We start from the raw sequence: 13,189 nt of genomic DNA on the forward strand, positions 1-13,189 counted from the left end.
AATTCCTCAGAAGCCGTTGGGGGCGCGGGTGTGCCAGTCGGTGACTTGCTGGTAGCGGTGCGCGACGTTGAGCAGGCGGCCTTCCTGGAAGTACGGGGCCAGCAGTTGCACGCCCACCGGCAGGCCATCGACGAAGCCGGCCGGCATCGACAGGCCGGGCAGGCCCGCGAGGTTGGCGGTGATGGTGTAGACGTCCTCGAGGTAGGCGGCGACCGGGTCGGCGTTCTTCGAGCCGAGTTTCCAGGCCGGGTTCGGCGTGGTCGGGCCGAGGATGACGTCGACCTGTTCGAAGGCGGCCATGAAGTCGTTCTTGATCAGGCGGCGGATCTGCTGGGCCTTGACGTAGTAGGCGTCGTAGTAGCCGGCCGACAGGGCGTAGGTGCCGACCATGATCCGGCGCTGTACTTCAACGCCGAAGCCTTCGCCACGCGAGCGCTTGTACAGGTCGGTGAGGTCTTTCGGGTCTTCGCAGCGGTAGCCGAAGCGCACGCCGTCGAAGCGCGAGAGGTTGGAGGAGGCTTCGGCCGGGGCGATCACATAGTACGCCGGGATGGCGTGCTGCATGTTCGGCAGGCTGATTTCCTTGACCACCGCGCCGAGCTTCTCCAGTTCCTTGACGCTGGCCTGGACCAGTTCGGCGATGCGCGGATCGAGCCCGGCGCCGAAGTACTCCTTCGGCAGGCCGATGCGCAGGCCCTGCAGCGAGGCGTTGAGGTTGGCGCTGTAGTCGGGCACCGATTCGTCGACGCTGGTCGAATCCTTGGCGTCGAAACCGGCCATGCCTTGCAGCAGCAGGGCGCAGTCTTCGGCGGTGCGGGCCATCGGGCCGCCCTGGTCGAGGCTCGAGGCGTAGGCGATCATGCCCCAGCGCGAGACGCGGCCGTAGGTGGGCTTGAGGCCGGTGAGGTTGGTCAGTGCGGCTGGCTGGCGGATCGAGCCGCCGGTGTCGGTGCCGGTGGCGACCGGCAGCAGGCGCGCTGCCACGGCTGCGGCGGAGCCACCCGACGAGCCGCCTGGCACGTGCTCGAGGTTCCAGGGGTTCTTCACCGCGCCGTAGTGGCTGGATTCGTTGGCCGAACCCATGGCGAATTCGTCCATGTTGGTCTTGCCGAGAGTGACCATGCCGGCTTCGGCGAGCTTGGCGACAACGGTGGCGTCGTAGGGGGCGGTGAAGCTGTCGAGCATCTTCGAGCCGCAGCTGGTGCGTACGCCCTGGGTGCAGAACAGGTCCTTGTGGGCAATCGGTGCGCCCAGCAGTGCGCCGGTTTCGCCATTGGCGCGACGGGCGTCGGCAGCGCGGGCCTGTTCCAGCGCCTGCGCTTCGGTGACGCTGATGAAGCTGTTGATCTGTGGGTCGAGCTGCTTGATGCGCGACAGCAACGCGCCGGTCAGCTCTTCGGAGGAAAACGACTTGTCGGCGAGTCCGCGGGCGATCTCGGCCAGAGTGAGTTGATGCATGGCAGGCTCTATCCCTTACTCGATGACTTTCGGAACCAGGTACAGACCGTTCTCGGTCGAGGGTGCCACCGCCTGGTAGCGATCGCGCTGGTTGCTTTCGGTCACCTGGTCGGGACGCAGGCGCTGGGTGGCTTCGAGCGGGTGGGCGAGGGGCTCGATGCCGGTGGTGTCGACGGCTTGCATCTGGTCGACCAGCCCGAGAATACTGTTCAAGGCATCGGTAATGCGTGGCAGTTCGCCTTCATTGAGGCCCAGACGGGCCAGATGGGCGATCTTTTCCACGTCACAGCGTTGAAGCGCCATGGGGATCTCCAGGAAAAACAGAAACAGAATGCTTCCGTAATGAGGAACATGCCGGGATTCTGGCGGTCATACGGCCGCGATCATCGGCTGGCGTGCTCGGAAAAACTGCCAATTTAACATATTGGCTCCTTGCCCAAAATCCCTGCCATTGTTAGAGTTTGCCGCACTTTTTTACCCACGCTTTCCCCAGGGTCACTTTCCCATGTTCAAGAAACTGCGTGGCATGTTTTCCAGCGATCTGTCCATCGACCTGGGTACTGCCAACACCCTTATTTACGTGCGTGAGCGCGGTATCGTCCTGAATGAGCCCTCGGTTGTTGCCATCCGTACCCACGGCAACCAGAAAAGCGTCGTGGCCGTCGGTACCGAAGCCAAGCGCATGCTCGGCCGCACTCCCGGCAACATCGCTGCCATTCGTCCGATGAAGGATGGCGTGATCGCCGACTTCAGCGTCTGCGAGAAGATGCTGCAGTACTTCATCAACAAAGTGCACGAAAACAGCTTCCTGCAGCCCAGCCCGCGCGTGCTGATCTGCGTACCGTGCAAGTCGACCCAGGTCGAGCGCCGTGCCATCCGTGAATCGGCGCTGGGCGCCGGTGCCCGCGAAGTGTTCCTGATCGAAGAGCCCATGGCCGCCGCCATCGGTGCCGGCCTGCCGGTCGAGGAAGCCCGCGGTTCGATGGTCGTCGACATCGGTGGTGGTACCACCGAAATCGCCCTGATCTCGCTCAACGGCGTGGTCTACGCCGAATCCGTACGTGTGGGTGGCGACCGTTTCGACGAAGCCATCGTCACCTACGTGCGCCGTAACTACGGCAGCCTGATCGGTGAATCCACCGCCGAGCGCATCAAGCAGGAAATCGGTACCGCCTACCCGGGTGGCGAAGTCCGCGAAGTCGACGTGCGCGGTCGCAACCTGGCCGAGGGCGTACCGCGTGCCTTCACCCTGAATTCCAACGAAGTGCTCGAGGCGCTGCAGGAATCGCTGGCGACCATCGTCCAGGCGGTCAAGAGTGCCCTGGAACAGTCGCCGCCGGAGCTGGCGTCCGACATCGCCGAGCGTGGCCTGGTGCTGACCGGCGGTGGCGCGCTGCTGCGTGACCTCGACAAGCTGCTGGCCCAGGAAACCGGCCTGCCGGTGATCGTTGCCGAAGACCCGCTGACCTGCGTCGCCCGTGGCGGTGGTCGTGCGCTGGAGATGATGGACAAGCACGCCATGGACCTGCTCTCCAGCGAGTGAGTCCTGGCGCTGTCCAGCCGTCGCTGAAGATCGCCTGGTTTACAGGTGGCACGCACAGTGCTACCTGTATGCGCTGTTGACGTCCGTCGGGCGTCGTTTCCGTCAATCCGCAGGCTGGTGGTTGCATTGACCTCGTGCAATGACCGCTTGAATCGTCGTCCACGAGGAACGGCCCATTAAACCGCTTTTCTCCAAGGGCCCTTCGCTGGGCGTTCGTCTGCTCGTGCTGGTGGTGATGTCGGTCGCGCTGATGGTGGTCGACTCGCGCTTTGACGTGCTCAAGCCGGTACGCAGCCAGATGGGGCTGGTGCTGATGGAATCCTATTGGGTCACCGACTTGCCGCAGCGTCTGTGGCAGGGCGTGGCCGGGCAGTTCGGCAGCCGCACCGAGCTGATCGCCGAAAACGAGAAGCTCAAGACCGAAGCCCTGCTGTTGCAGGGGCGCCTGCAGAAGCTGGCCGCGCTCACCGAGCAGAACGTGCGCCTGCGCGAATTGCTCAATTCTTCGGCACTGGTCAACGAAAAGGTCGAAGTCGCCGAGTTGATCGGCGTAGATCCCAATCCCTTCACTCATCGCATCCTGATCAACAAGGGCGAGCGCGACGGTGTGTTCCTCGGCCAGCCGGTGCTCGATGCCCGTGGCCTGATGGGCCAGGTGGTCGAGCTGATGCCCTACACCTCGCGTGTGCTGCTGCTGACCGACACTACCCACAGCATTCCCGTGCAGGTCAACCGCAACGGCCTGCGCGCCATTGCCAGCGGCACCGGCAACCCGGAGCGCCTGGAACTGCGTCATGTGGCCGATACCGCTGACATCAAGGAAGGCGATCTGCTGGTGAGCTCCGGCATGGGGCAGCGTTTCCCGGCCGGTTATCCGGTGGCCACGGTCAACGAGGTGATCCACGACTCCGGTCAGCCGTTCGCCATCGTTCGCGCCATTCCTACCGCCGCCCTCAATCGCAGCCGCTACATGCTGCTGGTGTTCAGCGATCGACGTACGCCTGAGCAGCGTGCCACTGATGCAGCGATCGCCCAGGAAGAGGCCGACCGTCAGGACGGTGCGAGTGCCAAGCCGGCAGCCGTGCCAGCACCGGCAACTGCGCCAGCGAGCGGCGCACCGGCCCATGCGCCAGCACCTGCCGCACCGGCTGCCACCGCGCCAGCCCACGGCTCGTCCACCTCACACCCACCAGCCGCACCCGCGTCGCCTGCACAGCCCCGGAGAGAATGATGGCCAGTACCCGTAGCAGAAACGGCTGGGCCATCTGGCTGACCTTCGTCATCGGCCTGCTGCTCAGCGTCACGCCGATGCCGCAGTTCATGGAGGTGTTCCGCCCCATGTGGCTGGCCTTGTTGCTGGCGTTCTGGACCCTGGCCGTACCCAGCAAGGTCGGCATGACCACCGCCTTCGTGCTCGGCCTGGCCGAGGACGTGCTCTACGGCACCCTGCTGGGGCAGAACGCGTTGATCCTCACCTTGATCACCTTCCTGGTGCTGTCCCTGCAACAACGCCTGCGCATGTTCCCCATGTGGCAGCAGAGCCTGGTGATCCTGGTGGTGTTCGGCATCGCCCAGTTGATCCAGCTGTGGCTCAGCGCCCTGACCGGCAATCGCCTGCCGACGCTTGCACTGGTGTGGTCGGCGGTGATCAGCGCCTTGCTCTGGCCCTGGATCAGCTTCGCCCTGCGCGGCATGCGCCGACGCCTGCATATCCACTGACGCGTCGCCACTGACACGGAGATGTCCCCATGACTCGACTGCACCTGGCCTCCGGCTCCCCACGTCGACGTGAGCTGCTGGCGCAGATTGGCGTGCCATTCACCGTGGTCAGCGCCCCCATCGACGAAACCCCGCAGGTCGGCGAAGCCGCCCAGGCCTACGTCGAGCGCCTGGCGCAAGCCAAGGCGGTGGCCGGTTTCAACCTGCTCGATGCTCCGGGCGTGGTGCTCGGCGCCGATACCGCCGTGGTGCTCGACGGCCAGATCCTCGGCAAGCCGGAAAACCGCGAGCACGCCCTGGCGATGCTGGGCGACCTGTCCAAGCGCGAGCACCAGGTGCTCACTGCCGTGGCCGTGACCGACGGCACGCGCTCCCTGAGCCTGTGCGTGGCGACCAAGGTTCGTTTCCGTACCATCTCTTTCGATGAAGCATGTCGCTACTGGGACAGTGGTGAACCCTTGGACAAGGCCGGTGGCTATGCGATCCAGGGCCTGGGTGCGGTGTTCGTCAGCGCCATCGAAGGCAGTTATTCGGCCGTGGTCGGCCTGCCCCTGAGCGAAACCGCCGAGTTGCTGGAGCAGTTCGGCATTCCCTGCTGGCAGCATGAGGATACCGTCCAGCGCTAGCCAGCCGCCCGACAGCGATCCATCATTACCGAAGACCTTTGACGAGAGCCTGCCATGAGTGAAGAGATCCTGATCAACATCACGCCGATGGAGTCACGCGTGGCAGTGGTGGAGAACGGAGTGCTGCAGGAGGTGCATGTCGAGCGCACCCAGCGCCGTGGCATCGTCGGCAATATCTACAAGGGCAAGGTGGTGCGTGTGCTGCCCGGCATGCAGGCCGCCTTCATCGATATCGGTCTGGAGCGTGCGGCGTTCATCCACGCCTCGGAGATCTCCCAGCGTGAAGGCTCGGCGGTCGAGACCATCACCGCACTGGTCCACGAAGGCCAGGCCCTGGTGGTGCAGGTGACGAAGGACCCCATCGGCACCAAGGGCGCGCGCCTGACCACCCAGTTGTCGATCCCGTCGCGCTACCTGGTGTACATGCCGCGCAGCAGCCATGTCGGCATTTCGCTGAAAATCGAGGACGAAGCCGAGCGTGACCGTCTTAAACAGGTGGTCAGCGACTCGATGGCGCAAGAGAACATCAAGGACGCCGGTGGCTTCATCCTGCGCACCGCCGCCGAGGGCGCGCGTGCTGAAGACATTCTCCAGGACATCCGCTACCTGCGTCGCCTGTGGGAGCAGATCGGCAGCCAGATCCAGGCCTGCGGTGCGCCGACAGTGATCTACGAAGACCTCGGCCTGGCGTTGCGCACCTTGCGCGACCTGGTCAATCCGAAGATCGAGAAGATCCGCATCGACTCGCGGGAAACCTTCCAGAAGACCACGCAATTCGTCGGTGAGCTGATGCCCGAAATCGCCAACCGCCTCGAGCATTATCCCGGCGAGCGGCCGATCTTCGACCTCTATGGGGTCGAGGACGAGATCCAGCGCGCCCTGGAGCGCAAGGTGCCGCTCAAGTCCGGGGGCTACCTGGTGGTCGATCCTGCCGAGGCGATGACGACCATCGACGTCAATACCGGCGCCTTCGTCGGCCATCGCAACCTCGAAGAGACCATTTTCAAGACCAATCTCGAAGCGGCCACCGCCATTGCGCGACAGCTGCGCCTGCGCAACATCGGCGGCATCATCATCATCGACTTCATCGACATGGAGGACGAAGAGCACCGCCGCCAGGTCCTGCGCACGCTGGAAAAGCAGCTCGAGCGCGACCATGCCAAGACCAATATCATCGGCATTACCGAGTTGGGCCTGGTACAGATGACCCGCAAGCGTACCCGTGAAAGCCTAGAGCAGGTGCTGTGCGAGCCCTGCCTGGCCTGCCAGGGGCGCGGCAAGCTGAAGACGCCAGAGACTATTTGTTACGAAATCTTCCGCGAAATTCTTCGTGAGGCGCGGGCTTACCAGGCAGAAGGCTACCGCGTGCTGGCCAACCAGAAGGTAGTCGATCGGCTGCTGGATGAAGAGTCAGGCAACGTCGCCGAACTGGAGGCCTTCATCGGGCGAACCATTCGCTTCCAGGTCGAGTCCATGTATTCCCAGGAACAATATGATGTGGTGCTGCTCTGACGCGTTCTGAAACCGTTCGCCCAGTGGCGAAAACACCGCTTGCGGCCATAGTTAATGGACGACTCGGAGGGCAATGGCCATGGAACGTCTGACCCGCGTTCTAGGCGCGTTGACCCGTTGGGGGCTGGGGCTGTGCGCCTTGCTCGCGGTGCTGGTGGCACTGTATGTCAGCCTCGGTCGGCAACTGGTGCCGTTGGTGGCCGAATACCGGGCCGACCTCGAAGACAAGGCCCAGCAAGCCTTGGGCTTGCCTGTGCATGTGGGGGCGCTCGAAGGGCGATGGAGTGGCCTGGCCCCGGTGCTCAGGCTGCGCGACCTGCAATTGGGCGAAGGCTCTGCAGCCTTGCGCCTGGATGACGTCAAGCTGGTGCCCGACCTGTGGGCCAGCTTGAAGGCTCGCGAAGTGCGGTTGGCGCATGTCCAGCTCGGCGGCCTTCAACTGATCCTGCATGAAGACCAGCAAGGTGCCTGGACCCTTGAAGGCCTGCCGAAGAAAGACGATGCGCCCCTCGACCCTGCCCAATTGCTGCAACGCCTCCAGCAACTGGGCCGGGTCGATGTGTTCGACAGCCAGGTTACCTTCCAGCCGTGGCGCCGTGATTCGGTCACGCTCACCTATGTCAGCCTTGGCTTGCAAGCCGGTCCGTCGCGCCAGCGCCTGGAGATGCGCGCGACCCTGCCCGACGGTCAGCCCCTGGCGGTGAACCTGCGTAGCCGCGCCACCCCCGACGCCTGGCGCGACGGACACCTGGAGGCCTATGTCAGCCTGCCGCAGAGCGATTGGGCGCGCTGGGTGCCGCCAAGCATGCTCGGGCAGTGGCGAGCCAAGACCCTGCGTGCGGGGGGCGAATTCTGGATCGACTGGAACAAAGGCCAGTTGCAGCGCGCCGTCGCCCGCCTGAACGCGCCGCAGCTGCGCGGCGCCTATGCCGGGCGCAAGACCGTGACTCTCGACAATCTGGCGCTGTCCAGTTGGGTGCGCCGGGGCAAGGAGGGCTACGAGATCGTGGTCGATTCGTTGGCTGCGAGTATCGGTGAAACCCGCTGGGAAACACATTTGCAAGCGCGCCAGCGTCCTGGGCAGGAGGCTGCCGAGGATGTGTGGCATGTCCAGGCCGATCGTCTCGACCTGACGCCGCTGACCCCGCTGATCGATGGCCTGGCACCGCTGCCGGACAACCTGATGACCGTCGTCGATGCCCTTAACGTGACCGGCACGCTGCGTAACGTCCAGCTCGACATCCGTCCCCATGCCGAAGGTGACCAGCGCCTGCAGTTCGCCGCCAATCTCGACAAGATCGGCTTCGATGCATATCACGGAGCGCCCGCAGCGGGCAATGTCAGCGGCAGCATCAGCGGCGATCTCGGGCACGGCGAACTACGCCTGGATACCGATGCCTTCATGCTGCATCTGTACCCCATCTTCGGCAAACCCTGGCACTACCAGAAAGCCAATGCCCGCCTGACCTGGGCGCTCGACAAGGACGGCTTCACCCTCATCGCGCCCTACATCAAGGTGCTGGGCGATGAGGGCAAGATCGCCGCCGATTTTCTCATTCGTTTCAGGTTCCACGAAGAGCAGGCCGATTATATGGACCTGCGTGTCGGCCTCACCGAGGGCGATGGCCGCTACACGGCCAAGTACCTGCCGGAAGTGCTCAGCCCGGCGCTGGATGAGTGGCTCCGCAGTGCCATCGTCAAGGGTGCGGTCGACGAGGGCTATTTCCAGTACCAGGGATCGCTGAACCACAACGCCCCGGCGCATTCGCGCAGTATCAGCCTGTTCTTCAAGGTGCATGACGCAGCGCTCGATTTCCAGCCGGGCTGGCCGCAGGTGCAGCAGGTGGACGGCAATGTGTACATCGAGGATACCGGTGTGCGCATCCAGGCCAGCAAGGGTCTGCTGCTCGACACCCGGGTCAGTGATGTCAGCGTCAACATTCCCCATGTCGAGGGCGACCAGCATAGCCGCCTGTACCTGGACGGCGAGTTCGACGGCAGCCTGGGCGACGGCCTGAAGATTCTGAAAGAGGCGCCGATCGGCACTGGCGAGATCTTCGCCGGCTGGGAAGGCGAGGGCCCGCTGCAGGGCAAGGTCAAGCTGGACATCCCGCTGGAGCACGGTCTGCGTCCCAAGGTGCTGGTGGACTTCTCGACTTCGGATGCCCGTCTCAAGGTGGAGCCGCCGGCACTCGATCTGAGCCGCTTGAAGGGTGACTTCACCTTCGACCTTGAAAAGGGCTTGAGCGGCAAGGGCATCAGCCTCCAGGCCTTCGACAGGCCGGTGACTGCGCAGATTCTCGCCGAAGGGCAGGGTGGCCAGATTCAGACCCGGATCAACGCCACCGGCCAGGTGCCGCTCAAGTCGTTGACCGACTGGCTGCAGTTCAAGCAGGCACTCCCGGCCTCGGGCGATATTCCCTACCAACTTCAGGTCAGCCTGGGGAGCCGCGACAATCGCCTGAGCGTCAACTCGTCGCTCAAGGGGCTGACCATTGACCTGCCAGCGCCCTTCGGCAAGACGGCGGGCGAGTCACGCGACAGTAGCTTCAGCATGAACCTGCAAGGTGCCGAGCGGCGCTTTGACGCAAGCTACGCCGATGTGGCGCGGTTGGCCTACGCAGCTTCGCTCGACAAGCTGGCCCAGGGACGCGGCGAGTTGGTGCTCGGCGGTGGCGATGCGACCGTGCAGGGCGGCCAGGGCCTGCGGGTGCGCGGGCGCCTCGAATCGCTGGACCTCGAGCCCTGGCAGCAGCAGTTGGACAAGTACGCAGGTCAAGACCCAGGTGGCAGTGCACGACAGGGCCTGCAGAGCGTGGATGTGAGCATTGGCCAGTTGAAGGCATTCGGCACCGACCTCAACCAGGCAGTGGTGCGTCTGGCTCGTGTTGCCAGCGCCTGGGACCTGCGCCTGGACAGCAAGGAAGTGATCGGCAATGCGCGGATCCCGGATGCCAAGGCCGCGCCCATGGTGGTGAAACTGCAGACCTTGCGCCTGCCGCCGGCCGATCCGCAGGAAGCCCAGGCCGAAGATGCGCCTGATCCGCTGGCCACCTTCGACCCGCGCAAGGCGCCGGTCCTGGACCTGAGCATCGACAAGTTGTATCGCGGTGACGACCTGTTCGGCAGCGCCTCGGTCAAGCTGCGGCCGAATGCCCGTGGTGTGTCGCTGGACGACATCGACCTCAATCTCAAGGGCCTGCACATCGACGGCAGCGGCGGCTGGGAAGGTGTTCCCGGCAGCACCAACAGTTGGTACAAGGGGCGCCTGGACGGTAAGGACCTGGGTGACGTGCTCAAGGCCTGGGGCTTCGCGCCCACGGTCACCAGCCGCGACTTCCGCATGGATGTCGATGGTCGTTGGCCGGGTTCGCCGGCCTGGGTCAGCCTCAAGCGATTCTCCGGCAGCCTCGATGCCTCGCTGCGCACCGGCCAGTTCGTCGAGGTCGAGGGGAGCGCCCAGGCGTTGCGGGTGTTCGGCCTGCTCAACTTCAACTCCATTGGTCGTCGTCTGCGCCTGGACTTCTCCGACCTGTTCGGCGAGGGGCTGGCCTATGATCGGGTCAAGGGCCTGCTGGTGGCCAGCGAGGGCGTTTATGTCACCCGTGAACCGATCGCTGTCACCGGCCCCTCCAGCAATTTCGAGCTCGATGGCACCCTCGACTTTGTGCGCGACCGTATCGATGCCAACCTGCAGGTGACCCTGCCGGTCACCAACAACCTGCCGTTGGCGGCGCTGATCGTCGGGGCACCTGCGGTCGGCGGCGCATTGTTCCTGGTCGATCGGCTGATCGGCGATCGGGTCGCGCGCTTCGCCAGCGTGCACTATCGGGTCGAAGGTCCGGTCAAAGAGCCTAAAATCACCTTTGTGAAACCTTTCGATAAATCGCGCTAGGAGTGGTCATGAAGTCAGCAGTGATCCAGATGGTCAGCCAGGACGGCGTACTGGCCAACCTGCAGCGGGCTCACGTGCTGCTGGAGCAGGCCGCTGACAGCGGTGCACGGCTGGCGGTGCTGCCGGAGAATTTCGCGGCCATGGGGCGGCGCGATGCGGCGGCGATCGGTCGCGCCGAGGCGCTTGGCGAAGGCCCGATCCTGCCATGGTTGAAACGTGCCGCACGCGACCTCAGGTTATGGATCGTTGCCGGTACCTTGCCGTTGCCGCCGGTCGATGAACCCGAGGCCAAGGCCCATGCCTGCTCGCTGCTGGTCGATGAGGACGGCGAGATCGCCGCGCGTTACGACAAGCTGCACCTGTTCGATGTGGACGTGGCCGACAACCGCGGGCGCTACCGTGAATCGGACGATTACGCCCATGGCGCGCAGGTGGTGGTGGCCGATACGCCGGTTGGACGCCTGGGCTTGTCGGTGTGCTACGACTTGCGCTTTCCCGAGCTCTACAGCGCCCTGCGCGCTGCCGGGGCCGAGCTGATCAGCGCGCCGTCGGCGTTCACTGCGGTGACCGGCGCGGCACATTGGGAAGTGTTGATCCGTGCCCGCGCCATCGAAACCCAGTGCTACATGCTGGCCGCCGCGCAGGGCGGTATCCATCCAGGCCCGCGGGAAACCCATGGCCATGCCGCGATCGTCGACCCTTGGGGGCGGATCGTCGCCGAACATGCGCATGGCGAAGCGATATTGCTCGCCGAGCGCGACGCTGAAGAACAAGCGTCCATACGGGCGCGCATGCCGGTCGTTTCGCACCGGCGCTTTTTCTCGCAGGACGCCTTGCGGCCTGCGCACACCTCGGAGTAACTATGAGCCAGATGTTATCCACCGTCAGCGAGCAGCTCCTGGCCCCGGGCGGACTGACCCTGGACAGCCTGCAGGCTGTGCTGGGTGAGTTGGCAGGGCCCGGCATCGACGCTGCCGACCTGTATTTCCAGGGGCAGATCTCGGAAACCTGGGCACTGGAAGACGGTATCGTCAAGGAAGGCAGTTTCAACCTCGACCAAGGTGTCGGCGTGCGTGCATTGTCTGGCGAGAAAACCGGCTTCGCCTACAGCAACGCAATCAACCTGGAAGCCCTGACATCAGCGGCGCGCGCCGCCCGCTCGATCTCCCGCGCCGGCCAGAACGGCAAGGTGCAGGCCTTCCGCAGCCAGGACGTGACCGCCCTGTACGCACCGGGCAACCCGCTCGATGTCCTGAGCCGCGCCGAGAAAGTCGAACTGCTCAAGCGCGTCGATGCTGCCACCCGTGCCCTCGACCCGCGTATCCAGCAGGTCAGCGTGAGCATGGCGGGCGTGTGGGAGCGGATCCTGGTGGCGGCGGCCGATGGCAGCCTGGCCGCGGATGTGCGGCCGCTGGTGCGTTTCAACGTCAGCGTCATCGTCGAACACAACGGTCGCCGCGAGCGGGGCGGCCAGGGCGGGGGCGGGCGTACCGACTACCGCTTCTTCACCGAAGAGCGGGTGATGGGCTATGCCCGCGAGGCGCTGCGCCAAGCGCTGGTCAACCTCGAGGCGCAACCTGCACCGGCCGGCACGCTGCCGGTGGTGCTCGGTCCCGGTTGGTCGGGCGTACTGCTGCATGAAGCGGTCGGCCACGGTCTGGAAGGTGATTTCAACCGCAAAGGCAGCTCGGCCTACAGCGGGCGGATCGGTGAGGCGGTGGCGTCGAAGCTGTGCACCATCGTCGATGACGGCACGCTGGAAGGCCGTCGCGGTTCGCTGAGCGTCGATGACGAAGGCACGCCGACCGAATGCACCACGCTGATCGAGAACGGCATCCTCAAGGGCTACATGCAGGACAAGCTCAATGCCCGCCTGATGGGTATGGCGGTGACCGGCAATGGTCGACGCGAATCCTATGCGCACCTGCCGATGCCGCGCATGACCAACACCTACATGCGTGCCGGCGAGAGTGACCCGCAGGAGATCATCGCCTCGGTGAAGAAGGGCATCTACTGTGCCAATCTCGGCGGCGGCCAGGTGGACATTACCAGTGGCAAGTTCGTGTTCTCCACCAGCGAGGCGTACCTGATCGAAGACGGCAAGATCACCGCGCCGGTCAAGGGCGCGACCCTGATAGGCAATGGGCCGGAGGCGATGAGCCGAGTGTCGATGGTCGGTAACGACCTGGCCCTGGACAGCGGAGTCGGTACCTGTGGCAAGGATGGGCAGTCGGTGCCGGTTGGCGTTGGTCAGCCGACCCTGAAGCTGGACGCGATCACCGTGGGCGGTACCGGGGCTTGATGACAAGCCCTGCCTGCAGGAGTGGCCTTGTGTCGCGCAAAGGCCGCCAGGCGGCCTCGAGATCTCGGCGACACAGACGGGGCTGCCGTGCAGCCCTTTCGCGACGCGATGCCGCGCCTACAAGCGGTCGGTGG

10 protein-coding genes are annotated in these 13,189 nt (G+C 64.6%); 8 read left to right on the plus strand and 2 right to left on the minus strand.

All coding sequences use genetic code 11. The annotated features are described in order from the left end of the window. Nucleotides 1–6 precede the first annotated feature (6 nt). Together gatA and gatC are read right to left on the minus strand one after the other, a co-directional pair. Nucleotides 7–1,458 (minus strand): Asp-tRNA(Asn)/Glu-tRNA(Gln) amidotransferase subunit GatA, encoded by a 1,452-nt coding sequence (gene gatA / locus ACNFHO_RS16835; protein ID WP_414154837.1) that lies wholly within the window; start codon nt 1,456–1,458, stop codon nt 7–9. 15 nt (nt 1,459–1,473) lie between these two features. Beyond that, nucleotides 1,474–1,761: an Asp-tRNA(Asn)/Glu-tRNA(Gln) amidotransferase subunit GatC gene (gene gatC / locus ACNFHO_RS16840; RefSeq protein ID WP_054894398.1), complete on the minus strand. Its 288-nt coding sequence runs from the start codon at nt 1,759–1,761 to the stop codon at nt 1,474–1,476. A 202-nt stretch (nt 1,762–1,963) separates the two neighbouring features. Here gatC and mreB point away from each other — a divergent pair, with 202 nt between their 5' ends. The 8 genes from mreB (at nt 1,964) to tldD (ending at nt 13,055) form a co-directional block, all read left to right on the plus strand. Beyond that, nucleotides 1,964–3,001 (plus strand): rod shape-determining protein MreB, encoded by a 1,038-nt coding sequence (gene mreB, locus ACNFHO_RS16845; RefSeq protein ID WP_003255163.1) that lies wholly within the window; start codon nt 1,964–1,966, stop codon nt 2,999–3,001. Between the two features lie 175 nt (nt 3,002–3,176). Next, nucleotides 3,177–4,232 (plus strand): rod shape-determining protein MreC, encoded by a 1,056-nt coding sequence (mreC, locus tag ACNFHO_RS16850; RefSeq protein ID WP_081311735.1) that lies wholly within the window; start codon nt 3,177–3,179, stop codon nt 4,230–4,232. After that, complete coding sequence (gene mreD, locus ACNFHO_RS16855) at nt 4,232–4,720, plus strand: rod shape-determining protein MreD (protein ID WP_054894397.1); 489 nt, start codon at nt 4,232–4,234, stop codon at nt 4,718–4,720. Before mreC ends, mreD begins: the two co-directional genes overlap by 1 nt. 29 nt (nt 4,721–4,749) lie before the next feature. Then, nucleotides 4,750–5,346 carry a Maf family protein gene (locus ACNFHO_RS16860; RefSeq protein WP_054894396.1) on the plus strand — a complete coding sequence of 199 codons (597 nt, stop codon included), beginning with the start codon at nt 4,750–4,752 and terminating at the stop codon, nt 5,344–5,346. A gap of 54 nt (nt 5,347–5,400) precedes the next feature. Continuing rightward, on the plus strand, nt 5,401–6,858 hold the full coding sequence (rng, locus tag ACNFHO_RS16865) for a ribonuclease G (RefSeq protein ID WP_416766902.1): 1,458 nt from the start codon (nt 5,401–5,403) through the stop codon (nt 6,856–6,858). Between the two features lie 73 nt (nt 6,859–6,931). Beyond that, nucleotides 6,932–10,753 (plus strand): YhdP family protein, encoded by a 3,822-nt coding sequence (locus ACNFHO_RS16870; protein ID WP_416766903.1) that lies wholly within the window; start codon nt 6,932–6,934, stop codon nt 10,751–10,753. 8 nt (nt 10,754–10,761) lie between these two features. After that, a complete protein-coding gene (locus ACNFHO_RS16875) occupies nt 10,762–11,613 on the plus strand; it encodes a carbon-nitrogen hydrolase family protein (protein WP_063543152.1) in 852 nt (283 codons plus the stop codon). A gap of 2 nt (nt 11,614–11,615) precedes the next feature. After that, the gene (tldD, locus tag ACNFHO_RS16880; RefSeq protein ID WP_416766904.1) at nt 11,616–13,055 is read left to right on the plus strand and encodes a metalloprotease TldD; all 1,440 of its coding nucleotides are present in this window, start codon (nt 11,616–11,618) and stop codon (nt 13,053–13,055) included. Nucleotides 13,056–13,189: the final 134 nt, after the last annotated feature.

Origin of the sequence: Pseudomonas sp. NY15374 (assembly GCF_048068255.1) — a bacterium.
GTDB lineage: Bacteria > Pseudomonadota > Gammaproteobacteria > Pseudomonadales > Pseudomonadaceae > Aquipseudomonas > Aquipseudomonas machongensis.